23 protein-coding genes are annotated in these 23,803 nt (G+C 72.9%); 12 read left to right on the top strand and 11 right to left on the bottom strand.

Annotated features, from left to right (window positions below; translation table 11 throughout):
- Positions 1-600: hypothetical protein (locus ACS04_RS14470; RefSeq protein WP_048476984.1), on the bottom strand; the 600-nt coding region annotated here is incomplete at its 3' end.
- A gap of 163 nt (positions 601-763) precedes the next feature.
- On the opposite strand from ACS04_RS14470, the gene ACS04_RS14465 reads away from it, so the two are divergent.
- Positions 764-1,969, top strand: coding sequence for an amino acid deaminase/aldolase (locus ACS04_RS14465; RefSeq protein ID WP_048476983.1), 1,206 nt, complete (start codon positions 764-766; stop codon positions 1,967-1,969).
- 170 nt (positions 1,970-2,139) lie between these two features.
- On the opposite strand, the gene ACS04_RS14460 is transcribed toward ACS04_RS14465, so the two are convergent.
- The 4 genes from ACS04_RS14460 to ACS04_RS14445 all read right to left on the bottom strand — a co-directional run bounded on the left by ACS04_RS14460 (position 2,140) and on the right by ACS04_RS14445 (position 7,232).
- Positions 2,140-3,426: a haloacid dehalogenase-like hydrolase gene (locus ACS04_RS14460; RefSeq protein WP_048476982.1), complete on the bottom strand. Its 1,287-nt coding sequence runs from the start codon at positions 3,424-3,426 to the stop codon at positions 2,140-2,142.
- A gap of 111 nt (positions 3,427-3,537) precedes the next feature.
- Complete coding sequence (locus ACS04_RS14455; RefSeq protein ID WP_048476981.1) at positions 3,538-4,329, bottom strand: 3-oxoacyl-ACP reductase; 792 nt, start codon at positions 4,327-4,329, stop codon at positions 3,538-3,540.
- A gap of 7 nt (positions 4,330-4,336) precedes the next feature.
- Complete coding sequence (locus ACS04_RS14450) at positions 4,337-5,704, bottom strand: aldehyde dehydrogenase family protein (protein ID WP_048477022.1); 1,368 nt, start codon at positions 5,702-5,704, stop codon at positions 4,337-4,339.
- A gap of 163 nt (positions 5,705-5,867) precedes the next feature.
- Positions 5,868-7,232, bottom strand: coding sequence for a glutamine synthetase family protein (locus ACS04_RS14445; RefSeq protein WP_048476980.1), 1,365 nt, complete (start codon positions 7,230-7,232; stop codon positions 5,868-5,870).
- A 77-nt stretch (positions 7,233-7,309) separates the two neighbouring features.
- Between ACS04_RS14445 and ACS04_RS14440 the strand changes: the two genes are divergently transcribed.
- From ACS04_RS14440 to ACS04_RS36230, 4 genes are all read left to right on the top strand, one after another.
- Positions 7,310-8,056 (top strand): FadR/GntR family transcriptional regulator, encoded by a 747-nt coding sequence (locus tag ACS04_RS14440; protein ID WP_048476979.1) that lies wholly within the window; start codon positions 7,310-7,312, stop codon positions 8,054-8,056.
- Positions 8,057-8,204: 148 nt separating this feature from the next.
- Positions 8,205-9,674, top strand: coding sequence for an ethanolamine permease (gene eat / locus ACS04_RS14435; protein ID WP_245236390.1), 1,470 nt, complete (start codon positions 8,205-8,207; stop codon positions 9,672-9,674).
- 33 nt (positions 9,675-9,707) lie between these two features.
- Entirely contained in the window at positions 9,708-10,412 is a 705-nt protein-coding gene (locus tag ACS04_RS14430) for a gamma-glutamyl-gamma-aminobutyrate hydrolase family protein (RefSeq protein ID WP_048476978.1), read from the top strand.
- Positions 10,413-10,457: 45 nt separating this feature from the next.
- Positions 10,458-10,658 (top strand): DUF5988 family protein, encoded by a 201-nt coding sequence (locus ACS04_RS36230; protein WP_078864756.1) that lies wholly within the window; start codon positions 10,458-10,460, stop codon positions 10,656-10,658.
- Here ACS04_RS36230 and ACS04_RS14425 read toward each other — a convergent pair.
- Positions 10,571-11,062 carry an ATP-binding protein gene (locus ACS04_RS14425; RefSeq protein ID WP_063839263.1) on the bottom strand — a complete coding sequence of 164 codons (492 nt, stop codon included), beginning with the start codon at positions 11,060-11,062 and terminating at the stop codon, positions 10,571-10,573. The genes ACS04_RS36230 and ACS04_RS14425 overlap by 88 nt on opposite strands.
- Positions 11,063-11,239: 177 nt before the next feature.
- On the opposite strand from ACS04_RS14425, the gene ACS04_RS14420 reads away from it, so the two are divergent.
- The gene (locus ACS04_RS14420; RefSeq protein ID WP_048476977.1) at positions 11,240-12,034 is read left to right on the top strand and encodes a helix-turn-helix domain-containing protein; all 795 of its coding nucleotides are present in this window, start codon (positions 11,240-11,242) and stop codon (positions 12,032-12,034) included.
- Complete coding sequence (locus tag ACS04_RS14415) at positions 12,031-12,273, top strand: DUF397 domain-containing protein (protein WP_048476976.1); 243 nt, start codon at positions 12,031-12,033, stop codon at positions 12,271-12,273. Before ACS04_RS14420 ends, ACS04_RS14415 begins: the two co-directional genes overlap by 4 nt.
- On the opposite strand, the gene ACS04_RS14410 is transcribed toward ACS04_RS14415, so the two are convergent.
- Both ACS04_RS14410 and ACS04_RS14405 read right to left on the bottom strand, forming a co-directional pair.
- Positions 12,266-12,613, bottom strand: coding sequence for a hypothetical protein (locus ACS04_RS14410; RefSeq protein ID WP_048476975.1), 348 nt, complete (start codon positions 12,611-12,613; stop codon positions 12,266-12,268). The genes ACS04_RS14415 and ACS04_RS14410 overlap by 8 nt on opposite strands.
- A gap of 110 nt (positions 12,614-12,723) precedes the next feature.
- Positions 12,724-13,647, bottom strand: a complete 924-nt coding sequence (locus ACS04_RS14405) for a LysR family transcriptional regulator (protein WP_048476974.1) — start codon at positions 13,645-13,647, stop codon at positions 12,724-12,726.
- Between the two features lie 70 nt (positions 13,648-13,717).
- Between ACS04_RS14405 and ACS04_RS14400 the strand changes: the two genes are divergently transcribed.
- A complete protein-coding gene (locus ACS04_RS14400; RefSeq protein ID WP_048476973.1) occupies positions 13,718-14,842 on the top strand; it encodes a TDT family transporter in 1,125 nt (374 codons plus the stop codon).
- Here ACS04_RS14400 and ACS04_RS14395 read toward each other — a convergent pair.
- Together ACS04_RS14395 and ACS04_RS14390 are read right to left on the bottom strand one after the other, a co-directional pair.
- Positions 14,811-15,563, bottom strand: coding sequence for a helical backbone metal receptor (locus ACS04_RS14395; RefSeq protein ID WP_048476972.1), 753 nt, complete (start codon positions 15,561-15,563; stop codon positions 14,811-14,813). The two genes, ACS04_RS14400 and ACS04_RS14395, sit on opposite strands and share 32 nt — an antisense overlap.
- Positions 15,560-16,171 carry a helix-turn-helix domain-containing protein gene (locus ACS04_RS14390; protein ID WP_048476971.1) on the bottom strand — a complete coding sequence of 204 codons (612 nt, stop codon included), beginning with the start codon at positions 16,169-16,171 and terminating at the stop codon, positions 15,560-15,562. The genes ACS04_RS14395 and ACS04_RS14390 overlap by 4 nt, the downstream gene beginning before the upstream one ends.
- A gap of 259 nt (positions 16,172-16,430) precedes the next feature.
- On the opposite strand from ACS04_RS14390, the gene ACS04_RS14385 reads away from it, so the two are divergent.
- From ACS04_RS14385 to ACS04_RS14370, 4 genes are all read left to right on the top strand, one after another.
- Complete coding sequence (locus ACS04_RS14385) at positions 16,431-17,336, top strand: 5'-3' exonuclease (RefSeq protein ID WP_048476970.1); 906 nt, start codon at positions 16,431-16,433, stop codon at positions 17,334-17,336.
- A 49-nt stretch (positions 17,337-17,385) separates the two neighbouring features.
- Positions 17,386-18,231: a siderophore-interacting protein gene (locus ACS04_RS14380; protein ID WP_048476969.1), complete on the top strand. Its 846-nt coding sequence runs from the start codon at positions 17,386-17,388 to the stop codon at positions 18,229-18,231.
- A gap of 141 nt (positions 18,232-18,372) precedes the next feature.
- Positions 18,373-19,914 (top strand): serine hydrolase, encoded by a 1,542-nt coding sequence (locus ACS04_RS14375; RefSeq protein WP_048476968.1) that lies wholly within the window; start codon positions 18,373-18,375, stop codon positions 19,912-19,914.
- A 24-nt stretch (positions 19,915-19,938) separates the two neighbouring features.
- The gene (locus ACS04_RS14370) at positions 19,939-20,961 is read left to right on the top strand and encodes an RluA family pseudouridine synthase (protein WP_078864753.1); all 1,023 of its coding nucleotides are present in this window, start codon (positions 19,939-19,941) and stop codon (positions 20,959-20,961) included.
- Here ACS04_RS14370 and ACS04_RS14365 read toward each other — a convergent pair.
- Positions 20,943-23,783, bottom strand: coding sequence for a DEAD/DEAH box helicase (locus ACS04_RS14365; protein ID WP_048476967.1), 2,841 nt, complete (start codon positions 23,781-23,783; stop codon positions 20,943-20,945). The genes ACS04_RS14370 and ACS04_RS14365 overlap by 19 nt on opposite strands.
- Positions 23,784-23,803 lie beyond the last annotated feature (20 nt).

The following is a 23,803-nucleotide window of genomic DNA, read 5'->3' as shown; positions in this document are numbered from 1 at the left end:
GAACGCGGAGACGGCGTAGACGACGACGGGGGCGTCGGGGACCACGGACGCGGTCCAGGCGGCGCGCTGGCTGTCGGCGAAGCCGTAGCCGGGTGGGGCGGGCAGGTGTCCGCGCAGGGCCGCCATCGCGGCCGCGTCGGCCGGGGTGAAGACCAGGCCGACGGTGACGAGGGAACTGCGGGTGGCGTCGCTGTAGGTGGCGCGCAGGACGCGGGTGCAGCCGGTGGCGGCGAGGGCCGCCCGCCAGTCGGCGGCGAGCGCGGGCGCGCAGTCGGAGTCGGGGGCGAGCGCGACCCGGATCCAGGTCCGGTCGGCCCCGCCGGGGCCGGCGTCGGCGCCGTCGAGGACGGGCGGGATCAGGGTGTCCACGGGCGTCTCGCGCCACAGGGATCCGGCTTCGCGATAGGCGGCCGCGGCGGCCGGGGGCCGCCGGGCGTCGCGCTGCTGGGCCCAGCCGCCGACCCCGGCTCCGCCGAGGAGGGCGACCCCCAGTACGGCGCACACCACGACGGCGACGCTGCGGCCGGCCCCGCGCCGCCCCGGCCGGGAGGGGGCCACGGGCTCGGACCAGGCCGCGGTCTGCGGTGTAGACGCACTCATCCGGCGGCTCCGCCCCCCGTTCCGTCCGGCTGCCACCCCGTACTCTACGCGCCCCCGCCGTCCCGGCCCCTGGACCGGGACGGCGCCCCGGGGCGCAGGCCGGGGCGGGGCCGGGGCCGCGGACCCCTACCCACCGGTATGAGCATCTGGCAGGCTGCCGCCCATGAATCTTCCCGCCGGTGGAGACCGCGCCCGCTACGACCGGGCCACCGCGCACCTCGACGCGCCCCTGGCCATCGTCGATCTCGCCGCCTTCGACGCCAACGCCGACGATCTCGTCCGCCGCGCGGCCGGCAAGCCGATCCGGGTGGCCAGCAAGTCCGTGCGCTGCCGCGCGCTCCTCGAACGGGTCCTCGCCCGGCCCGGTTTCGCCGGGATCATGTCGTACACCCTCGCCGAGAGCATCTGGCTGGCCCGCTCCGGTTTCGAGGACGTGCTCCTCGCCTACCCCTCGGCCGACCGCACCGGATTCGCCGAGCTGGCCGGCGACCCCAAGCTGGCCGGGGCGGTCACCGTCATGGTGGACGATCCCGCCCAGTTGGAGCTGATCGACGGGGCGCGCGACGGGGGGACGCAGGAGATCCGCGTCTGCCTGGAGCTGGACACCTCCCTGCACCTCCTCGGCGGCAGGTTCCGCGTCGGCGCCCGCCGTTCGCCGCTGCGCGAGCCGTCCCAGCTGGCGGACCTGGCCCGGGCCGTCCGCGCCCGCCCCGGCTTCCGGGTCGTCGGGATCATGGGCTACGAGGGCCACGTCGCCGGCGTCGGGGACGCCCTCGCCGGGCGCCCGTTGCGCTCCCGTGCCATCCGGCTCATGCAGGCCGCCGCCCGCAGGGAGCTCGCGGCCCGCCGCGCCGAGGCCGTACGGGCCGTCCGCGCGCTCGTGCCGGACCTGGAGTTCGTCAACGGCGGCGGTACCGGCAGCGTCCAGCAGACCGCCGCCGAGGACGCGGTCACGGAGATCGCCGCGGGCTCGGGGCTGTACGTGCCGCGGCTGTTCGACAACTACACGTCCTTCCGCGGCCGTCCGGCGGCGCTCTTCGCCCAGCCGGTGGTCCGCCGGCCCGGCGTCGGCGTGGTCACCGTGCTGGGCGGCGGGTACCCCGCCTCCGGCGCGGCCGGCGCGGACCGGCTGCCGGTCCCGTACCTTCCGCAGGGTCTGCGTTACGACCCCCAGGAAGGGGCGGGCGAGGTGCAGACGCCGCTGCTCGGCGGCCCGGCCGACGATCTGCTGATCGGCGACCGGGTCTGGTTCCGCCACGCCAAGGCGGGGGAACTGTGCGAGCGCTTCGAGGCGTTGCACCTCGTGGAGGGCGACCGGGTGACGGCCACCGTCCCGACGTACCGGGGCGAGGGCCGCACCTTCCTGTAGGCGCGCGGCTAGGCCGTGCCTTTCGGATCATGGCGGGCCCGGGGCGCCTGGCACCGCGCCTCGCGGCGTTCTCGTCGGTCGCCGACACACCACGTCGGCTCCCTCCTCGGCCTTGCGACGCACGGCACCAGACACCCCGCCCTGATCCACCCCGATCCGAAAGACACCGCCTAGAAGACGCGGTCCGTCTGGTCGGGGATGACGCTGGTGTCGCCCCGGCGGACGGGGCCGGGCGTGCCGTCGTGGTCGACGTAGCCCGTGGTCGAGCAGGGGTAGGGCGCGGCCTTCTGCTTCTTCGGCTCGATGAACATCGGGTTCACGATCCACTTGCCGTCGCTGTCGTCGTACGCGCGGCACATCAGCTCGTTCTTGTTCCGGTTCAGCACCAGCCGCAGGGCGGTGGCGTCCCGCAGGAACGAGATGTCGGTGTCGGAGTCGCCCGCGGCGAACACCTGGCGACGGGCGGCGGGCTGGACCTTCTCGGCGGCCGCGCCGCGCACGCCGAAGACCTCCTGGTTGATCCAGCAGCGCTTGCCGTCGATGTACGTGATCATCGTGTCGGCGCCGTCCTGCACCGATCCGCAGCCCTTCAGGTGCGCGGTGAACTTCCCGCCGGCGGTGGTCGTGTTGCGGATGCCGATGACGTGGTCGGCGGCGACGCCCACCCCCTTGGCCCAGACCTCGACGACCGGCTGCGGCGAGGCCGAGCTGATCCAGACGTCGAAGCCGGCTTTGCGCAGGCCTGCGATGAGGTCCTTCTGCTGGTCGTAGTAGCGGACCCAGCCGGTGACGGATGCGCTGCCGACCCGCTGTGTGGCGCCGATCGGGGCGGCCAGGTTCTCGGCCCGCGCCGCGGCGGCGAAGCCGCGGACCTCGGCCGCGGTCCAGCCCTGCATGAGCTGGGGCAGCCAGGCGTAGGCGGGCTCGATGGTGCGGTGGTCCCAGCCGGCGAAGGCGGCGGCGCCGGAGCGGGTCGCGGCGGTGCCGTAGACGGCCGCGAGTTCGTCGGCGCAGCCCGCGCCCGCGGGGGTGCCGGTGGGCAGCGGGGCGCCGGGGCGGGCGAGGGCCGCGCAGGCGTCGGCGAGGGACCGGGCCGCGGCGGGTGTGAGGTGGCGGCTGGTGGTGGTCCAGTCCCCGCCGGCGGGCTGGCGGATCCTGCCGTTGCGCAGCAGCCAGTACATCTGGGCGTCGCCGACGTCGTTCTTGACGACGGTGTTGTCCCAGTCGAAGACGGCGACGGGCTTGGCGCGGGTGGGCCGGTACGGGTTGCACTTCCCGTACTGGTCGATCAGCTGCTGGAGCCGGGCCTGGTTGTCCCCGTACCAGCCGGCCGCGAGCCGCGGGGTGGCGCAGTGGGCCGCCTGTGCGGCGGGTGCGGTGGCGACGAGGGTGCCGGCGGCTATCGCGGCGGCGGCGCCGACGGCCTGCAGCCGTCGTGCGGTGTTGCGCGGGGTCACTGGGGTGAACACTCCCTCACGTTCCTATGAAGATCATCTCGGACGGTAGAACACGACGGCCGGACGTCGTGCGACGCCCGGCTGTCGTGCGGGTGGAGTCCGGGTGAACGCTTACAGCGGCGTCACGTACGCGCCCGAGATGCCGCCGTCGACCAGGAAGTCGGTGGCGTTGATGAACGAGGAGTCGTCGCTCGCGAGGAAGGCGACGGCGGCCGCGATCTCGGTGGGCTCCGCGAACCGGCCCAGCGGGATGTGCACGAGGCGCCGGGCCGCGCGCTCCGGGTCCTTGGCGAACAGCTCCTGGAGCAGCGGGGTGTTGACCGGGCCCGGGCACAGCGCGTTGACGCGGATGCCCTCGCGGGCGAACTGCACGCCGAGCTCGCGCGACATCGCGAGCACGCCGCCCTTGGAGGCGGTGTAGGAGATCTGCGAGGTGGCGGCGCCCATGATGGCGACGAAGGAGGCGGTGTTGATGATGGAGCCGCGGCCCTGGCGCTGCATGTACGGCAGGGCGGCCTTGCAGCACAGGTAGACGGAGGTGAGGTTGACGTCCTGGACCCGCTTCCAGGCCTCCAGGCCGGTGGTGAGGATCGAGTCGTCGTCCGGGGGCGAGATACCGGCGTTGTTGAAGGCGATGTCGACGGAGCCGTAGGTGTCGAACGCGGTCTTGAAGAGGGCCTCGACCTCCTCCGGGCTGGTGACGTCGACCTTCACGAAGAGCCCGCCGACCTCTTCGGCGGCGGCCTTGCCGGCGTTCTCGTCGATGTCGGCGCAGACCACGTTGGCGCCCTCGGAGGCCAGGCGGCGGGCGGTGGCGAGGCCGATGCCGCTGCCGGCTCCGGTGATGACGGCGGTGCGGCCGACGAGGCGGCGGCAGACGATCTCGGTGTCAGAAGTGGTCATGATGGGCTCAGGCCTCCGTGCTGATGAAGACGTTCTTGGTCTCGGTGAATGCGGTGAGGGCGTCGGGTCCGAGCTCGCGGCCGAGTCCGGACTGCTTGTAGCCGCCGAAGGGGGTCCAGTAGCGGACGCTGCTGTGGGAGTTGACGGACAGGTTGCCCGCGGCGACGGCGCGCGAGACGCGCAGCGCGCGGCCGATGTCGCGGGTCCAGAGGGAGCCGGAGAGGCCGTACTCGGTGGCGTTGGCCAGGCGTACGGCGTCCTCCTCGTCCTCGAAGGGGAGGACGACGGCGACGGGGCCGAAGACCTCGGCGGCCGCCACGGGCGCGGTGGGGTCGACGTCCGTGACGAGGGTCGGCGGGTACCAGAAGCCGGGGCCCTCGGGGGCGGTGCCGCGGATCGCGGTGAGGTCGTCGCCGACGTAGGACCGTACGCGGTCCAGCTGCACCCGGGAGATCAGCGGGCCCATCTGGGTCCTCTCGTCGGCCGGGTCGCCGACGACGACGCCCTCGATGCCGGGGGCGACCAGCTCCAGGAACCGGTCGTGGACGGATCGCTGGACGAGGATCCGCGTACGGGCGCAGCAGTCCTGGCCGGTGTTGTCGAGGAAGGACATCGGCGCGGCCGCGGCGGCGGCTTCGAGGTCCGCGTCGGCGAAGACGATGTTGGGGCTCTTGCCGCCGAGTTCGAGGGTGACGCGCTTCACCCGGTCGGCGCACTTGGCCATGATCTGCTTGCCGACCGGGGTGGATCCCGTGAAGACGATCTTGGCTACGCCGGGGTGCTCGACGAGTGCGTCGCCTGCGACGGCCCCGTGGCCGGGGAGCACCTGGAAGAGGTGCTCGGGGATCCCGGCTTCGAGGGCGAGTTCGGCGAGGCGCAGTGCGGTGAGCGGGGTGGTCTCGGCGGGTTTGAGGAGGACGGCGTTCCCGGCGGCCAGGGCGGGGGCCAGGCCCCAGGCGGCGATCGGCATGGGGAAGTTCCAGGGGGCGATCACGCCGATGACGCCGAGGGGTTCGAGGAAGGTGACGTCGATGCCGCCGGCGACGGGGATCTGCCGCCCGGAGAGCCGCTCCACTCCCCCGGCGGCGAATTCGAGCAGGTCGCGGACGTTGCCGGCTTCCCAGCGGGCGTTGCCGATGGTGTGCCCGGCCTCGCGGACCTCGAGCCGGGCCAGTTCCTCGATGTGCTCGTCGACGACCGCGGCGAAGCGGCGCAGGAGGCGGGCCCGGTCGGCGGGAGCGGCCGCCGCCCAGCCGCGCTGGGCCGCCGCGGCCCGCGCCACGGCGGCGTCGACATCGTCCCGTGTGGCGGCCGGGACGATGGCGACGACCTCCTCGGTGGCCGGGTTCAAGACTGTCAACTTGTCGGGGGCCAGCGCATCGGACACGTATTGCCTCACAGATGTTCGGGGGCAGGGTTGGCGGTGACCGGTCGGCCGGGTGGCGACCGGATGGCCGGGGGGCGACCGCTTTGCCGGGCGGCGGCCGGTTTGAGGGGGGGAGGGGCGGACGGCCGGGGGCGCCCGGACGGCCGGATGGCTACAGGCGTTCGAAGGAGCGCCGCAGCTCCCAGTCGGTGACGGCGGAGTCGTAGGCGTCCAGTTCCACGCGGGCCATGTTGCGGTAGTGGGCGACCACTTCGGGTCCGAAGGCGGACTTGGCGATCTCGCTGTTCTCCCAGAGTTCCGCCGCCTCGCGCAGGGTGGTGGGAACGTGCGCGAAGTCGGCGGTGTACGCGTTGCCCGCGCAGGCCTCGGGCAGTTCGAGGCGGTGCTCGATGCCGTACAGCCCGGCCGCGACCAGGCCGGCGACGGCCAGGTACGGGTTGACGTCGCCGCCGGGGAGGCGGTTCTCGAAGCGCATGGAGCGGCCGTGGCCGACGACTCGCAGCGCGCAGGTCCGGTTGTCCACGCCCCAGGCGACGGCGGTCGGCGCGAAGGATCCGGGCCGGAAACGCTTGTAGGAATTGATGTTCGGGGCGTAGAGAAGGGAGAAGTCGCGCAGCGCGGCCAGCTGGCCGGCCAGGAAGTGCCGCATCACCGGTGACATTCCGCCCGGGCCGTCACCGGCCATCGCGTTGTGCCCGTCGGCGTCGCCCAGCGAGAGGTGGATGTGACAGGAGTTGCCCTCGCGCTCGTCGAACTTGGCCATGAAGGTGAGCGAGACGCCCTCCTGGGACGCGATCTCCTTGGCGCCCGTCTTGTAGACGGCGTGCTGGTCGCAGGTGGTCAGCGCCTCGTCGTAGCGGAAGGCGATCTCGTGCTGGCCGAGGTTGCACTCGCCCTTGGCGGACTCGACGGTCAGCCCCGCGGCCTGCATCTCGTTGCGGATCCGGCGCAGCAGGGGTTCGATGCGGCCAGTCCCGAGGACCGAGTAGTCGATGTTGTACTGGTTGGCGGGGGTCAGCCCGCGGTAGCCCGAGTTCCAGGCCTGCTCGTAGGTGTCCTGGAAGACCATGAACTCCAGCTCGGTGCCGACCATGGCCGTGTACCCGTGCTCGGCGAGGCGCTCCAGCTGACGGCGCAGGATCTGGCGGGGCGCGGCGACCACGGGCGAGCCGTCGTTCCAGGCGAGGTCGGCCAGGAGGAAGGCGCTGCCCGGGTTCCAGGGGATCCGGCGCAGGGTGGCGAGGTCGGGGTGCATGGCGAAGTCGCCGTAGCCGCGGTCCCAGGAGGACATCTCGTATCCGTCGACGGTGTTCATGTCCGTGTCGACGGCGAGGAGGTAGTTGCAGCCCTCGGTGCCGTGGGCGAGGACCTCGTCGAGGAAGAACTGTGCGGCGAACCGCTTGCCCTGGAGGCGTCCCTGCATGTCGGGGAAGGCCAGGACGACGGTGTCGATCTCACCGCTCGCCACGAGAGCACGGAGCTCTTCGGGCGCGAGCGGCGGCTTGCGGTCTACCACTGGAATCTCTCCTTCGGTGAGCCGAGAACGCCTAAGGTATTGAACAGAACCATTGCTTGGGAAGGGGAGGAGCCGAGATGACCGACACGGCGAGCGAAGGCGGCGCGATCGCGCGGCTGAATCCGGTACTGCGGCAGGTGCGGGCGGGCAACGGTTTCGAGGAGGCCCTGGAGCAGATCCTCCAGGTGGTCCGGCTGGGTCTGGTGCCGGGCGGCGAACGGCTGCCGCCCGAGCGGGAGCTGGCGGAGCGGATGGGGATCAGCCGGGTCACCCTGCGCGAGGTGCTGAAGGTGCTCCAGGACCAAGGGCTGGTGGAGGCCCGGCGCGGGCGGTACGGCGGCACGTTCGTGCTCCCCCGCCCCGACCCCCCGGCCGGCGCCGCCGAGGACGAGCTGCGCCGGCGCGTGGTGGGGGTGGACATCGAGGACGTGCTGCGGTTCCGCGAGGTCCTGGAAGTGGGCGCGGCCGGGCTGTGCGCCTCCCAAGGGCTGACCGAGGAGGGCTCCGAGCGGTTGCTCGGCGCGCTGGCCGCCACCCACGACGCCCCGCTGACCGACTACCGCCGCCAGGACACCCTCTTCCACCTCACCTTGTGCGAGCTGGCCGGATCGGCCACCCTCACGGCCCAGTACGCCGCCGTCCGGGCCACCGTGAACGACCTGCTGGACTGCATCCCGCTGCTGGTGCGCAACCTGGAGCACTCCCAGCAGCAGCACAGCGCGCTCGTGGAGGCGGTGCTGGACCGCCACGCCGACGCGGCGCGCGAGGTGATGCGCGAGCACTGCTGCGGGACGGCCGCCCTGCTGCGCGGGTTCCTCGCCTAGCAACGCGGTGCCGAACGGCCCGGAAACGGACGCGGCGGCAGCGGACCGAGAGGTTTTCGTAACCCCTGTTTAACGCAGGGGTCTTGCGCACTCCACTCCGCTACGGCAAAGGTACGCCACACAACCATTGCCCTAGGCAGGAGCGCACATGGCCGACGACACCGAGGCACGGCTCGCAGCCGTACCCGAACCCACCACATCGACCGAGGGCGGCGACGGCTATCTGGAGCGGCGTACGCTGCGCCGCGGCAGTGCCGGCTGGCTGCTGCTGACCGGCCTCGGCGTCGCGTACGTCGTCTCCGGCGACTTCTCCGGCTGGAACGTCGGCCTCGCCCAGGGCGGTTTCGGCGGGCTCGCCATCGCCACCGCCCTGATGGGCGCGATGTACGCCTGCCTGGTCTTCTCCCTCGCGGAACTCTCCGCGATCCTGCCCACGGCGGGCGGCGGCTACGGCTTCGCCCGCCGGGCGCTCGGCACCTGGGGCGGCTTCCTCACCGGCACCGCGATCCTCATCGAGTACATCCTGGCCCCCGCCGCGATCTCCATCTTCATCGGCGACTACGTCGAATCCCTGAACCTGTTCGGCCTCACCTCCGGCTGGCCGGTCTACCTCGCCTGCTTCGCGGTCTTCATCGGCATCCACCTCTGGGGCGTCGGCGAGGCCCTGCGCTTCTCCCTCGTCGTGACGGCCGTCGCCGTGCTCGCGCTGATCGTCTTCGCGCTGGGCGCCTTCACCGGGTTCGACCCCTCGAACCTCGACGACATCGCCGTGGACACCACCGCCGCCGGGGCGAGCTCCTGGCTGCCGCTGGGCCTCCTCGGCATCTGGGCCGCCTTCCCCTTCGGCATGTGGTTCTTCCTCGGCGTCGAGGGGGTGCCGCTGGCCGCCGAGGAGGCCAAGGACCCGGTGCGCTCCATGCCCCGGGCCCTGTCGATCTCCATGGGCATCCTCGTCCTGCTCGCCCTGGTCACCTTCCTGGCCTCGACCGGCGCCCGCGGCGCCGACGCCATCAAGGACGCCGGCAACCCGCTCGTCGTCGCCCTCGAAGGCAACCCGGGCCTGTCCTGGCTGAAGACCTTCGTCAACTACGCCGGTCTCGCGGGTCTCGTGGCCTCCTTCTTCTCCCTCATCTACGCCGGCTCCCGCCAGCTCTTCGCCCTCTCCCGGGCCGGCTACCTGCCGCGCTTCCTCTCCCTCACCTCGAAGCGCAAGGCCCCGTACCTGGGCCTGCTCATCCCCGGCGCGATCGGCTTCGCGCTGGCCGCGGCCACCGGGAACGGCCCGCGCATGCTCAACATCGCGGTGTTCGGCGCGACCATCTCGTACGCGCTGATGGCCCTGTCCCACATCGTGCTCCGCAAGCGGGAGCCGGGGCTGGAGCGCCCGTACCGTACGCCCGGCGGGATCGCCACCTCCTCGGTGGCCTTCGTCCTCGCCCTGTCCGCGCTCGTCGCCACCTTCCTGGTGGACAAGGACGCGGCGTTCATCGCCCTGGGTGTGTACGCCGTCGCCCTCGCCTATTTCGCGTTCTACAGTCGGCACCACCTCGTGGCGTCCGCACCGGAGGAGGAGTTCGCGGCGCTGGCCCAGGCCGAGGCCGAACTCACCCGGGACTGACCGCCGTTCCCCACCCCCCTGGAGGTAGCAACCGTGCCCAGGCCGCTCATCGGCATCACGACCTACGTGGAGGAATCCACCCGCTACGGGGTGTGGGACGTCCCCACGTCCCTCGTACCCACCGGGTACCACGAACTCGTCCAGGCGGCGGGCGGCGCGGCCGTGCTGCTCCCGCCGGACGAATCCGGTACGGCGGCGGAGGTGCTGAGCCGGCTGGACGGCCTGGTCGTCGCGGGCGGCCCCGATGTGGACCCGGCCCGCTACGGGGCCGACCGGGACCCGCGCACGGGCGCTCCCGCCACCCGGCGGGACGAGTGGGAACTCTCCCTGATCGCGGCGGCCCTGGCAGCGGGGATGCCGGTCCTGGGCATCTGCCGGGGCATGCAGGCGCTGAACGTGGCCCTCGGCGGCACGCTGATCCAGCACATCGACGGCCATGCCGTCGCCCCGGGCGTCATGTCCTGGCACCCGGTCCGCCCGGTCGAGGGCACCCGGTACGCGGCCCTGGTCCCGGAGGAGGCGGAGGTGCCGACCTACCACCACCAGGCCGTCGAACGCCTCGGCGAGGGCCTGATCGCCTCGGCGCACGCGGCCGACGGAACGGTCGAGGCCATCGAGCTCCCCGACCCCGCCCACTGGGTCCTCGGCGTCCAGTGGCATCCGGAGCGCGACAAGGACACCCGCGTCATGGCGGGCCTGGTCGAGGCCGCCGCGATGGCCCCGGCCGTGCGGGTCTGACGGCTCCGACGTGCGGGCATTCCTCCGGGTCGCAAGACTGGAGGCATGAGGGACAAAGCCGTGCTGGAGGGCGGACCGGGTGACCTGCCCGGGCGGATGGTCGACGCCCCGTCCTCCGGCGAGGACCTGAAGATCCCGTTCCGCGGCGGGTACGAGCACTACCGGCCCACGGCGCGGGTCCAGGACGGCCCGCTGGGCTCGCTGCGCGTGTTCGAGTGGTGGGAGCGGACCGAGATCGCCGAATGACGGGACGGGCCGCTCCGCAGCTCGAACCACACCGCCTTCCCGACGCCGCAGCCCCGCGGGTACGCGCCCCAGTCCGCGGCCAGGGCCGCCACGATGGCCAGCCCCCGCCCGGCCTCGTCCTCGGGGGCCGCCTCCCGGGGCACCGGCAGGTCCCGGCTCGCGTCGAGCACCTCCACCCGCAGCCGGTCGCCCGCCCACTCGGCCCGCATCCACACCTCGCGGCCGGCGGGTACCCGGGCGTGCCGGCAGGCGTTGGTCATCAGCTCGCTGAGCAGGAGCAGCGCCGTCTCCGCGAGGTCGTCGGGCAGCTTCCACTCCCGGGCCTGCACGGCGAACAGCGCCCGCGCGAGACGAACGCTGCGCGGGCTGCGGACGAAGTGGCACTCCATGGTCTGGTCTTCCATGATCCGCAGCCTCCCGCCGGGCACGCCCCGGCGGCGAGCAACGGCCCGGTGGGCAGAGCCGGTTGTACCCGTCCGGTACCGGCCGAGAACGCACTCGTTGGAGTGACGCGCGGTGTGCCGGGCCCGCCGGGGGGTAAGGGCCGGGCGGACAGGGGTGCGGGGAGGGGCGGGGGCGCGATGAGCGAGGCGTGGCGGTACGGCGGCAACCAGATCAAGCTCTGGCGGATGGAGGCGGGCAAGACCCGCGAGGAGCTCGGCGAGGAGGCCGGCTACGCCCCCGAGTACGTGAAGTCCATGGAGCAGGGCCGCCGCCGCCCGACCCTGCACCTGCTGCGGATCGCGGACGCGATGTTCGGAGCCGGCGGAAAGCTGACCGCTGCCGCGGAGTACATGAAGCCGGAGCCGTTCCCGAAGCGGTCCGAGGAGTACATGACCGCCGAGGCCGAATGTCTTGAGTTGCACTCCTACGAACCGCTGTTCATTCCTGGGCTGCTTCAGACCGAGGAGTACATGCGAGCCCTCTTGCGGGATGGGTGCCCACCGCCGGACGACGAGACCTTCGAAGAAAGGGTGCGCGTTCGTCTGGCTCGTCAGGCAACTCGCGCCAGCCGGGTGACGACACAGTACGGCTTCATCATCTACGAAGCTGCGCTCCGCACGTGCGTCGGCGGCGTGGAAACGATGCGCCAGCAACTCGTCCAACTGACAGAACTGGCGAACGTGCGCAACGTCAACGTGCAGGTACTTCCGGCCCATCAAGCATCAGGCCAGGCTCTGCGGGGCTCCCTCGTCATGCTGGAGACTCCAGATCACCAGCTCTGGGCCTGGACCGAGGGGCAAGGCGTGAGCGCCATGCACACGTCACCGGAGAAGGTGAGCGAACTTCGCCAGACACATGGAATGATCCGCGTCAACGCGCTCAGCGCGGCGGAATCAGCAGAATTCATCAAGAAGGCCGCGGAGGAACTGTGAGCAGCACCGAACTGATCTGGTTCAAGTCCAGCTACAGCGACGACGAGGGCAGCAACTGCGTCGAAGTGGCTCTCGACTGGCACAAGTCGACGTACAGCGACGGCGAGGGCAGCGCCTGCGTCGAGGTCGCCACCTGCGCCCACGCCGTCCACGTCCGGGACTCCAAGCTCGGCGGGGACGGGCCGACGTTCGCCGTCCCCGCGGGGGCCTGGCAGGCGTTCCTGTCGCAGGTCAGCTGAAGACGACCGACCGCAGCTTCAGCCGTTCCGAGCCGCGGCCCGTGAGCGGGCGCAGCGTGAAGTAGTCGCCCTCACAGTCCGGTTCGGTGAACACCGTCGCCGTCGAGGTGGTGCGGTTGCGCGGGGAATGCGCCGGCGAGCTGGCGCTCGGGTCGGCCACTTCGGGGAGCGTGATGCACTCCCCGCTCGGCGGGTCCAGCAGGAACCCGGCCTTCGCGTTGCCGTCGAGGCCGACGTACGTGTACTGGAACTCGCCGACGGCGGCCGACGCCGACGTCGGGATGGCGAGGACAAGGGTCAGCGCGCCGAAGGCGGCGACGGCTGCGCGGCGAAGATGCATGGGGGTCCCTTCACGACAGGCGACAACGTGCAGGAGCCACCTTTCCGGCGGGACCCGTCCGGGGTCACCGTCCACCCCGCGGCGAATCGATCCCTCCTCGCCCGAACGGCCTACGCCCGGCGCCGGGTCAGGGACAGCAGGTCCCGGGCCGGGCCCGCCGGGCGGGCGCCCGCCGGCCAGACCGCCCGCAGGGCCCGGCCGAGGCCGGCGTCCGGTACCGGGACCTCCACGAGACGGCGGGCCGCCAGTTCGTCCCCCAGCGCCAGCTCCGACAGGACGCACGGACCGGCGCAGCTGACCGCCGCCGACTTCACCGCGGTGGTGGACGCCAGCTCCAGCAGCGGCGCCGCCAGGCCACCGGCCGCCGCGAGGGCGGCGTCCAGGACCTGGCGGGTGCCCGAGCCCCGCTCCCGCAGGATCAGCGGGCTCCCCGCCAGCTCCGCCGCGTCGATCCCCTTCGCGCGCCGCGCCCAGGGGTGCGTCGGAGCCACCGCCACCACCAGGCGGTCCTGCGCGATGACCACCGAGTCCAGGCCGTCCGGCACCCTCAGGCCCTCCACGAAACCGAGGTCCGCCTCGTGCGCGAGGACCCGCTGGGCCACGTCGGCGGAGTTCCCCGCGTGCAGCGACACCGCCGTGTCCGGCCGGTCCGCGCGCAGCGCGATCAGCCATCCCGGCAGCAGGTACTCGGCGATGGTCATGCTGGCGGCCACGCGCAGCCGCGAGTCGCGCCGCCCGCGCAGCGCCTGCGCCCCCGCGTCGAAGGCCTCGGCCGCCTCCACCACCTGGCGGGCCCAGTCCGTCACCAGGGCCCCTTCCGCCGTCAGGGTCGAGCCGCGCGGCGAGCGGTCCACCAGCGCCACCCCGAGCCGGGTCTCCATCGCGCGGATCCGGCTGCTCGCGGCGGGCTGGGTGATGCCCATGTGCTTGGCGGCGGCGCTCAGGCTGCCGACCCGGGCGACCGCGAGCAGCAGCTCCAGCGCCCCCAGGTCCGGTACCCGGTGCGCCAGCGGAACCCACTCCTCGTTACCCATAAAGTCAGTTTATGGCCTCATAGGAACACGGCCTCTGCCGTCCGGACGGGCCCGCCCGCAGGCTGGGTCCATGGCCACCACCCTCGTGCGACCCCGCACCGTCGTCCCCCTCGCATCCCGGACCCACAAGGCCCCCGCGCTGCGTCACCTCGGCCCCAACTGGTACGCCTCCGTCATGGGCACGGCGATCATCGCCAACGCCGGGGCCACGCTCCCGTACCAGGTGCCCGGTCAGCGCGTGGCCTGCCAGATCGTCTGGGTGCTGTCCGCCGTGGCCCTCGCCGTCCTGCTGGCCGCCCGCGCCGGGCATTGGCTGCACCACCGCGACCAGGCCCGCGCCCATCTGCTCGACCCCGCCGTGGCCCCCTTCTACGGGTGCCTGTCGATGGCCCTGCTGGCCGTCGGCGGCGGCACCCTGATCGTCGGCAAGGACCTGATCGGGACCGGCGCCGCCGTGGCCGTGGACGCCGTCCTCTTCACCGCCGGCACGGCGACAGGCCTGGTCATGGCAGTGGTGGTGCCCTACCTGATGGTGGTCCGGCACAGGGTCGTGGCCTCCCAGGCCACCCCGGTGTGGCTGCTGCCCCTGGTCGCCCCGATGGTCTCCGCCGCCGTGGGCCCCCTGCTGGTCCCCCACCTGCCCGCGGGCCAGCCCCGCGAGGCGCTGCTGCTGGCCTGCTACGCCATGTTCGGCGTCAGCCTGCTGGCGACCCTGCTGATGTTGCCCCTGATCTTCGGGCGGCTGATCCTGAGCGGCCCCCTGCCCCTGGCCCTGACCCCGGCCCTGTTCCTGGTGCTGGGCCCGCTCGGGCAGTCCACCACCGCCGTCAACCAGCTCGCCGACGTGGCGCCCGGGGCCGTCGACGCCTCCTACGCCCACGCCCTCGGCGCCTTCGCGGTCGTCTACGGAGTGCCCGTGATGGGGTTCGCCCTGCTGTGGCTGGCGCTGGCCGCCGCGATGCTGGTGCGGGCCGCCCGGGGCGGCATGGGTTTCGCGATGACCTGGTGGGCGCTGACCTTCCCCGTCGGCACCTGCGTCACCGGAGCCGCCGGTCTGGCCCGGCACACCGGTCTGGACGCCTTCGCCTGGCTGGCCGCCGCCCTCTTCCTCGGGCTGGTCACCGCCTGGCTGGCGGCCGCCGCCCACACCCTGCGCGGGCTGTTCAGCGGCCGGCTGCTGCCGAGGACCGCCTGATCGCCGCCGAAAGGACCTCCGGGGCCTCGGCCAGCGAGGGCCCGTACCAGGTGAGGTGGCGGCCGCTGACCAGGGCGGCCGGGAGGCCCGGGAAGGCCTCCGGGCCGTCCTCGGCCGTGAAGGCGTACGGCTCGTCGGGGAGCACCACCAGATCGCAGCCGCTCGCCACCAGCTCGGCGAGCGGCACCTTCGGATAGCGCTCGGGATCGCCCGCGTAGGCGTTGCGGATCCCCAGCCGGGCCAGCAGGTCGCCCGCGAAGGTGTCCCGGCCGAGCACCATCCAGGGCCGCCTCCAGATCGGCACGAACGCCGTCAGGGGGCCGAGGGGCTCCACGGCCGCCCAGGCGGCCTCCGCCTCGTCCAGCCACTTCGGCCGCTCCAGCCCCAGCGCCCCCACCAGCAACCGGTCCAGTTCGGTCAGCGCCTGCGGCAGCTCGCGTACCTCGGTCACCAGCACCTCCACCCCGGCCGCGCGCAGCGCCGCCAGGTCCGGGGCCCGGTTCTCCTCCTCGTTGGCGATCACCAGATCGGGGCGCAGCGCGGTGATCCGCTCCACGTCGGGGTTCTTCGTACCGCCGATGCGGACCGCGCCGCGCCCGTCGAGGTCGCCGGGGTGCGTGCACCAGTCGGTCACCCCGACGAGCAGCCCGGGAGCGCTCACGGCCACCGCCTCGGTCAGCGAGGGCACGAGCGAGACGACGCGCGTACGGGCGCGGCTCACTGCCCGGGAGAGGGCGGCTCGGAGGTCGCGTGGATGTGCTCGCCCACCGCCACGACCAGGAGCCGGGTGTCCTCGGAGACGGCCCGCCAGCGGTGGCGCACGCCGCCGGACAGGAACAGCGCGTCCCCGCTCTCCAGCCGGTACGCCCGCCCCTCGGCCTCCACCTGGCAGGCGCCCGAGACCACGTACATCAGCTCGTCGTTGCGGTGCTGGTACTCGCGGCCGGCGTCCTGATCCCCGGTGAACTCCAGCGCGTGCAGCTGGTGGTGGCCGCGCACGAGGGGCCGTACGCCGGGGACCGGCGTGAGCCCGGAGTCGTCCCCGGCCCGTACGAGGTCGACCGTGCGCGCCGTGTCGGAGGCGGCCAGCAGCTCGACGGCCGTGGTCTCCAGGGCGTCCGCGACCCGTTCCAGGGAACGCATGCTCGGGCGGGCCCGCTCGTTCTCTATCTGGCTGAGGAAGGGCACCGACAGACCGCTGCGCGCCGACACCGCGGCGAGGGTCAGGTGGAGCGCCCGGCGCCGCTTGCGCACGGCCACGCCCACCCGGAGCGGTTCCTTGGCGTCCTTGTCCCGTTCCTTGTCGTCCGAGCCGTCCCTGTCGTCCATGGCGGGGCTGCCCTCCCCTTGTCTGGTCCGTCGGCGTACGTCGGCGTCCGGCGCACATCGGAGTGCTGTAAGCACCTTACGCAGCAACCGCCCCCGGTTTCGCGTGCAAGAGCCGACCAGCGTACGCCCCGGGTGAAACTCCCGTGCCGTTTCCGAGCGCTCTCACGGCCACTTTCCGTACCCCGGGGCGTCACCGCCGACTGCGGGCGCGCGCCCGGGGTGCGGCATCATCGTCACCGTGACGACGACTCGACGCCTGATGCTGCTGGACACCGCCTCCCTCTACTTCCGCGCGTACTTCGGCGTACCGGACTCCGTGAAGGCCCCGGACGGCACCCCGGTCAACGCGGTGCGCGGGCTGCTCGACTTCATCGGGCGCCTCGTCCAGGACCACCGCCCCGACGATCTGGTGGCGTGCATGGACGCCGACTGGCGGCCGGCGTGGCGGGTGGAGCTGATCCCCTCGTACAAGGCGCACCGGGTCGCCGAGGAGACGGAGAGCGGCCCGGACGTGGAGGAGACCCCCGACACGCTGTCCCCGCAGGTGCCGATCATCGAGGCGGCCCTGGACGCGTTCGGGATCGCCCGGGTGGGCGTCGCCGGGTACGAGGCCGACGACGTGATCGGCACGCTGACGGCGCGCGCCACGGGCCCCGTGGACATCGTCACCGGCGACCGGGACCTGTACCAGCTGGTGGACGACGCCCGGCAGCGGCGCGTGCTGTACCCGCTCAAGGGCGTCGGCACGCTCCAGGTGACGGACGAGGCGTGGCTGCGCGAGAAGTACGGGGTGGACGGCCCGGGCTACGCGGACCTGGCGCTGCTGCGCGGGGACCCGAGCGACGGGCTGCCGGGGGTGCCGGGGATCGGCGAGAAGACGGCGGCGAAGCTGCTGGACGCCTACGGCTCGCTGGCCGGGATCATCGCGGCGATCGACGACCCGAAGTCGAAGCTGACGCCCACGCAGCGCAAGCGGCTGGACGAGTCCCGGCCGTATCTGGCGGTGGCCCCGAAGGTGGTCCGGGTGGCCTCCGACGTGCCCCTTCCGGAGTTCGATCCGGCCCTTCCCGCGGCGCCCGCGCAGCCGGACCTGGTCGACGCGCTCGCGCACCGGTGGGGTCTGGGCGGAGCCGTATCGCGCCTGAGCAGCGCGCTGCGCCCTTGAGATGCTAACTTAGGTAATCCTAAGTTTCAGGGGAGCAAGGGGAGACGCCGTGGCAGAAGGACGCGCCCGCAACATCGGCACCGCAGTCGTCGTGCGCACAGAGCGGCTGACGCCGCACATGGTGCGCGTCGTGCTGGGCGGCGCCGGACTGGTCCGATTCAGCGCGGGCGAGTTCACGGACCACTACATCAAGCTCCTGTTCGCCCCCGAAGGCGTCACCTACCCCTCGCCGTGGGACCTGGAGCGGATCCGCGCCGAGTACCCGCGGGACGCCTGGCCGCGCCAGCGGGCGTACACGGTCCGCGCCTGGGACCCGGTGCACCTGGAGCTGACGCTCGACTTCGTCGTCCACGGCGACGAGGGGCTGGCCGGCCCCTGGGCGGCCCGCGTCCAGCCGGGCGAACTCGTCCGCTTCCTCGGCCCCGGCGGCGCCTACGCACCGGATCCGGCGGCCGACTGGCACCTCCTCGTGGGCGACGAGAGCGCCCTGCCGGCCATCGCGGCCGCCATGGAGCGGATGCCCGCGGGCGCGCGGGTGCGCGCGTTCGTCGAGGTCGAGGGCCCGGAGGACGAGCAGAAGTTCGCCACCCCGGACGGCGTCGTCCCGGTCTGGCTGCACCGCGGCTCCGGCCGGGTCGGCGAAAGACTCGTCGAAGCGGTCAGAGCCATGGAATTCCCCTCCCGCGACGTCCACGCCTTCGTGCACGGCGAGGCGGGCTTCGTGAAGGACCTCCGCAGCCACCTGCGCCTGGAGCGGGGCATCCCCAGGGAGCGCCTGTCGATCTCCGGCTACTGGCGCCTCGGCGAGACCGACGAGGGCTGGCGGGCGATCAAGCGCGACTGGAACGCCAGGGTCCTGGCCGAGCAGGAGTCGCAGCAGGAGTCGGCTGCCTGACGGCCGCGGCCACCGCCCCGGGGGACACCGGGGACGTCTGCGGCTCCGGCGTCTGCGGCTCCTTGCGCGGGCCACCCGCTACGCGTCCCGTACCCGTCGCCACGGCGGGCGGGTTCGCCCGTTCGGCGGGACAATATCGCCATGCGAACGCTCCACTCGCTCGGTGTGGCAGGAGCCGCCGTCGTGCTGGCCGCGACCGGCGCAGCCGCCGCACCCAGCCCACCGCCCGCGCCGAAGCCCCAGATCACGGATGCGGAGGTGGACAAGGCGCTCGCGCGCCTGCCCGGCTTCGTCACCGACGCCATGCGCAGCACCGGGGTCCCCGGGGCCGCCGTGGCCGTCGTCCACGACGACAAGGTCGTCTACCTCAAGGGCTTCGGCGTCCGGCGCACCGACGCGCCCGGGGCCATCGGCCCCGACACCGTCTTCCAGGTCGCGTCCGTCTCCAAGCCGATCTCCTCCACGGTGGTGGCCGGAGCCCTCAAGGACCCCGCCGAATGGAACGACCGCACCGAGCTGCCCGGCTTCGCGCTGAAGGACCCCTGGGTCACCGGCCACGTCACCACCGCCGACCTCTTCTCCCACCGGAGCGGCCTCCCCGACCACGCCGGGGACCTCCTCGAAGACCTCGGATACGACCAGGCGTACATCCTCGACCACCTGCGCCTGGAGGCCCTCTCCCCCTTCCGCGCGAGCTACAACTACACCAACTTCGGGCTCACCGCGGCCGCCGAGGCCGTCGCCCGGAAGCACGGCACGACCTGGGAGAAGCTCAACCAGGACGTCCTGTTCAAGCCCGCCGGGATGACGCACACCAGCACCGAGTTCTCGGCCTTCGTCAACGCCCCCGACCACGCGGCCACCCACGTCAAGAACCCGGACGGGACCTGGTCCCCCCGCTTCGTGCGCGACCCCGACGCCCAGGCACCGGCCGGCGGCGTGAGCTCCACCGCCACCGACATGGCCCGCTGGCTGCGCCTCCAGCTCGCCGGCGGCACCCTCGACGGGAAGCGGATCATCCCCGCCGACACCCTCGCCACCACCCGCCTGCCGCACATCCTGTCGCAGCCGCCGACCCCGCCCCTGGAGCACACCGGCTTCTACGGGCTCGGCTGGAACGTCTCGTACGACGAGGCGGGACGGCTGCGCCTGAGCCACTCCGGCGCCTTCGAACTCGGCGCCAACACCAACGTCACCATGCTCCCGCTGGAGAAGCTCGGCATCGTCGTCCTCACCAACGGCGCCCCGGTCGGCCTCGCCGACGCCATCGCCGCGGACTTCTTCGACACCGCCGAGCACGGCAAACCGACCACCGACTGGCTCCCCCTCTTCGCCGAGCTCTACGCCCGCCAGCTCGGCCCCGGCCCCTCCGCCACCGACTACGCGCACCCGCCCGCCGGCGCCAAGCCGGCCCGCGCCGACACCGCGTACACCGGCACCTACACGAGCCCCTACTACGGGAAGCTCACCGTGACCGCGAACACGGGCGGCAAGGGCGGTCTCACCCTCTCCCTCGGCCCCAAGCCGATGCGCTTCCCGCTGACGCACTACGACGGGGACACCTTCAGCTACGTGACCGCCGGCGAGAACGCCGTCGGCCGCACCGGGGTGGTCTTCAAGGACGGCACGGTCCGCATCGAGTACCTGGACGCCAACCACCTGGGCACCTTCACCAAGCAGTAGTCCCCGGCACATAGCCTGGACCCGATGAGACGCAGAACCCAGGCGCCCCCCTCGCCCCTGCCCCAGGTCGCCGGCATCGACCCGGTCCGGCTGCGGCTGCCCGCCGACCCCGACGGGCGCTGGCCCGACCTCGGCGGCTACCTCGCCGCCCGCTACGCCGGCACCCGCGGCGCCGAATCCATCGCGCACCTGCTGCGCGCCGGGCGGGTGCTCGGCCCCGGCGGACGGGTCCTGAGGGCGCAGGACCCGTACGAGCCGGGCGCCTACCTGTGGTTCCACCGGGACATGGAGCCGGAGCCCGTGGTGCCGTTCCCGATCCGCGTCGTCCACCGCGACGCGCACCTGCTGGTCGTCGACAAACCGCACTTCCTGGCCACCACCCCGCGCGGCAGCCACATCACGCAGACCGCCCTGGCCCGGCTGCGCACCGAGCTCGGGCTGCCCGAGCTCAGCCCCGCGCACCGGCTGGACCGGCTGACCGCCGGACTGGTGATGTTCAGCATCCGCCCTGAGGACCGCGGCGCCTACCAGCTGCTGTTCCAGGAGCGGCGCGTACTCAAGCAGTACGAGGCGCTGGCCCGCCACGATCCGGCGCTCGCACTCCCGCGCACCGTCCGCAGCCACATCGAGAAGGCCCGCGGGGTGATGGCGGCGGTCGAGGTCCCCGGCGCGCAGCCGAACGCGGAGAGCCTGGTCGAACTCCTCGACACCAAGGGGGAGCTGGGCCGCTACCGGCTGACCCCGCACACCGGCCGCACCCACCAGCTGCGGGTGCACATGAACGGCCTCGGGCTGCCGATCCTCGGCGACCCCCTCTACCCGCAGGTCACCGACCCGGCCCCGGACGACTACCGCCGGCCGCTCCAGCTCCTGGCCCGTACGGTGTCCTTCACCGACCCCGTCACCGGGGTCGCGCGCCGCTTCGAGAGCGGCCTGGGCCTCGGGGCCTGGGAGGACCTCGCCGGATGGCGAGGCTCCGAGGACCCGGGGCACGAGGACCCGGGGCACGCCGGCCGGCCCGGAGCCCGTCAGCCGACCGAGCTGTAGGCCACCACACCGCGCAGCAGCGCGTCGACGGCCTTGCGGGCGTTGCGGGCCACCGTGCTCCCGCTGTCACCGGAGGCCGCGGGAGCCGCGGCCGCGATCTGCCCCAGCACGTCGATGACCTGCTTGCACCAGCGCACGAAGTCGCCGGCCGGCATCTCCGCCTCCCGCAGCACCTCGTCCAGGCTCTTGTCGGAGGCCCACTGGTAAGCAGCCCACGCGAAGCCGAGGTCCGGCTCGCGCTGGCCCACGCCCTCCGCCTGGTTGATGCGGTGCTCCTCCTCCAGCGCGTCGAGGCGGCCCCAGATCCGGACCATCTCGCCCAGCGCGGCCTTGGCCGCGCCGCCCGGCACCTTCGGCGCCACCGCGTCGTCCGACTGCCGCGCCTCGAACACCAGCGCCGAGACGCAGGCCGCCAGTTCCGCCGGGGACAGCCCCTCCCAGACGCGCTCGCGCAGGCACTCCGAGGCCAGCAGGTCCAGCTCCCCGTACAGCCGGGCGAGCCGCTTGCCGTGCACGGTGACCTCGTCCTCGCGCAGGTAGTCCAGCTCGGTGAGCAGGGCGTGGATCCGGTCGAAGGTGCGGGCGATCGTGTTCGTCCGGCCCTCGATGCGCCGCTCCAGCTGCTGGGTGTCCCGCTTGAGCCGGTGGTAGCGCTCCGCCCAGCGCGCGTGGTCCTCGCGCTCGTCGCAGCCGTGGCAGGGGTGCGCCCGCAGCGCCGCGCGCAGCCGCGCGATCTCGCGGTCGTCGGCGGCCGCGGCCCGGCCCCGCCCGCGCCGCTCCGGCGCGATGTGCCCGGCCTTGGCCCGCAGTTGGGAGGCCAGGTCCCGACGGGACTGCGGCGAGCGCGCGTTGAACGTCTTGGGGATCCGCATCCGCTCGATGGCCTCGACCGGCACCGGGAAGTCGATCGCGGCGAGCCGCTTGACCTGCCGCTCCGCGGTCAGCACCAGCGGGCGCGGGCCCTCGGCGTACTCGTACCCGCGGTGCCCGTTGACCCGCCCGGCCGGCACGCCCGGGTCCAAGACGAGGGCGAGCCCGGCGAACTTGCCGGTCGGCACGTGGATGATGTCGCCCGGCTTGAGCTTCTCCAGCGAACCGGCCGCCTGCACCCGGCGCTGGGCCGCGCCCTGCTTGGCCAGGTCCGTCTCGCGGTCCTTGAGGTCGCGGCGCAGCTGCGCGTACTCCGCGAAGTCGCCGAGGTGGCAGGTCATGCCCTCCCGGTAGCCCTCCAGGCCCTCCTCGTTGCGCTGCACCTGCCGGGAGATCCCGACGACCGAGCGGTCGGCCTGGAACTGCGCGAAGGAGGTCTCCAGCAGCTCGCGCGAGCGGCGCCGCCCGAACTGGCTGACCAGGTTCACGGCCATGTTGTACGAGGGCTTGAAGCTGGAGCGCAGCGGATACGTACGGGTGCCCGCGAGCCCGGCGAGCCCCGCCGGGTCCATGCCCCGCTGCCACAGCACCACGGCGTGGCCCTCGACGTCGATGCCGCGCCGCCCCGCCCGGCCGGTGAGCTGCGTGTACTCGCCGGGCGTGATGTCGGCGTGCTGCTCGCCGTTCCACTTGACCAGCTTCTCCAGGATCACCGTGCGCGCGGGCATGTTGATGCCCAGCGCCAGCGTCTCGGTGGCGAAGACGGCCTTGACGAGGCCGCGGACGAACAGCTCCTCCACGACCTCCTTGAAGGTGGGCAGCATGCCGGCGTGGTGCGCGGCGATGCCCCGCTCCAGCCCTTCCAGCCACTCGTAGTAGCCGAGGACGTACAGGTCCTCGGTGGGGATGGAGGCGGTCCGCTCCTCGACGATCTCGCGCACCCGCAGGCGGGCGGTGTCGTCGTTGAGCCGCAGGCCCGCGAAGAGGCACTGCTGGACGGCGGCCTCGCAGCCGGCCCGGCTGAAGATGAAGTTGATGGCGGGCAGCAGCCCGTCCCCGTCGAGCCGGGCGATGACCTCGGGCCGGCTCGGGGTCCAGATCCGGCCGCGGGAGCGCCGCTCGCGCTCGCGGTCGGCCTCGCGGACCATCTTGCCGCGCCGCCGGTCCTTCGGACTGTACGTACGGGTGTTCTCCTCGCGCGCCATGCGCAGCAGGTCGGGGTTGACCTCCCGGCGCGCGGAGCCGCGGCCGCCGTGGTCGGACTCCTCCTCGAAGAGGTCGTAGATCTTGCGGCCGGCCATGACGTGCTGCCACAGCGGGACGGGCCGCTCCTCGGAGACGATCACCTCGGTGTCGCCGCGCACGGTGTCGAGCCAGTCGCCGAACTCCTCGGCGTTGGAGACGGTGGCCGACAGCGACACCAGCGTGACCGACTCGGGGAGGTGGATGATCACTTCCTCCCAGACGGCTCCGCGGAACCGGTCGGAGAGGTAGTGCACCTCGTCCATCACGACGTAGCCGAGGCCGCGCAGCGACTGCGAGCCCGCGTAGAGCATGTTGCGGAGCACCTCGGTGGTCATCACGACCACGGGTGCCTCTGAGTTGACGCTGTTGTCACCGGTCAGCAGGCCCACCTTGTCGGCGCCGTAGCGCTTGACGAGGTCGGCGTACTTCTGGTTCGACAGGGCCTTGATCGGCGTCGTGTAGAAGCACTTGCGGCCCTGTCCGAGGGCGAGGTGCACGGCGAACTCGCCGACGATCGTCTTGCCCGAGCCCGTCGGGGCGGCGACGAGGACGCCCTTGCCGGCCTCCAAGGCCTTGCAGGCCTCGACCTGGTACGGGTCCAGGTCGAATTCGTACATCTCGCGGAAGGGGGCCAGGGCGGTGGCCTCTTCGGCGGCGCGGATCCGGGCAGCGGCGTACCGCTCCGCCGGTGAGAGTTCTTCGGTCATCTTGTCTTCGAGCCTACCCG

The organism is Streptomyces roseus (genome assembly GCF_001044425.1).
Taxonomy (GTDB): domain Bacteria; phylum Actinomycetota; class Actinomycetes; order Streptomycetales; family Streptomycetaceae; genus Streptomyces; species Streptomyces roseus.
This window is presented reverse-complemented; position numbering and strand designations above follow the sequence as displayed.

Bases quoted from the DNA above. Each gene is read 5' to 3' on its own strand.
- ACS04_RS14440 (WP_048476979.1), top strand. From the start codon at position 7,310: ATGACCGACACGGCGAGCGAAGGCGGCGCGATCGCGCGGCTGAATCCG.
- ACS04_RS14370 (WP_078864753.1), top strand. From the start codon at position 19,939: ATGAGACGCAGAACCCAGGCGCCCCCCTCGCCCCTGCCCCAGGTCGCC.
- ACS04_RS14405 (WP_048476974.1), bottom strand. From the start codon at position 13,647: ATGGGTAACGAGGAGTGGGTTCCGCTGGCGCACCGGGTACCGGACCTG.
- eat (WP_245236390.1), top strand. From the start codon at position 8,205: ATGGCCGACGACACCGAGGCACGGCTCGCAGCCGTACCCGAACCCACC.
- ACS04_RS14400 (WP_048476973.1), top strand. From the start codon at position 13,718: ATGGCCACCACCCTCGTGCGACCCCGCACCGTCGTCCCCCTCGCATCC.
- ACS04_RS14365 (WP_048476967.1), bottom strand. From the start codon at position 23,783: ATGACCGAAGAACTCTCACCGGCGGAGCGGTACGCCGCTGCCCGGATC.
- ACS04_RS14375 (WP_048476968.1), top strand. From the start codon at position 18,373: ATGCGAACGCTCCACTCGCTCGGTGTGGCAGGAGCCGCCGTCGTGCTG.
- ACS04_RS14425 (WP_063839263.1), bottom strand. From the start codon at position 11,062: ATGGAAGACCAGACCATGGAGTGCCACTTCGTCCGCAGCCCGCGCAGC.
- ACS04_RS14385 (WP_048476970.1), top strand. From the start codon at position 16,431: ATGCTGCTGGACACCGCCTCCCTCTACTTCCGCGCGTACTTCGGCGTA.
- ACS04_RS14420 (WP_048476977.1), top strand. From the start codon at position 11,240: ATGAGCGAGGCGTGGCGGTACGGCGGCAACCAGATCAAGCTCTGGCGG.
- ACS04_RS14390 (WP_048476971.1), bottom strand. From the start codon at position 16,171: ATGGACGACAGGGACGGCTCGGACGACAAGGAACGGGACAAGGACGCC.
- ACS04_RS14455 (WP_048476981.1), bottom strand. From the start codon at position 4,329: ATGACCACTTCTGACACCGAGATCGTCTGCCGCCGCCTCGTCGGCCGC.
- ACS04_RS14410 (WP_048476975.1), bottom strand. From the start codon at position 12,613: ATGCATCTTCGCCGCGCAGCCGTCGCCGCCTTCGGCGCGCTGACCCTT.
- ACS04_RS36230 (WP_078864756.1), top strand. From the start codon at position 10,458: ATGAGGGACAAAGCCGTGCTGGAGGGCGGACCGGGTGACCTGCCCGGG.
- ACS04_RS14465 (WP_048476983.1), top strand. From the start codon at position 764: ATGAATCTTCCCGCCGGTGGAGACCGCGCCCGCTACGACCGGGCCACC.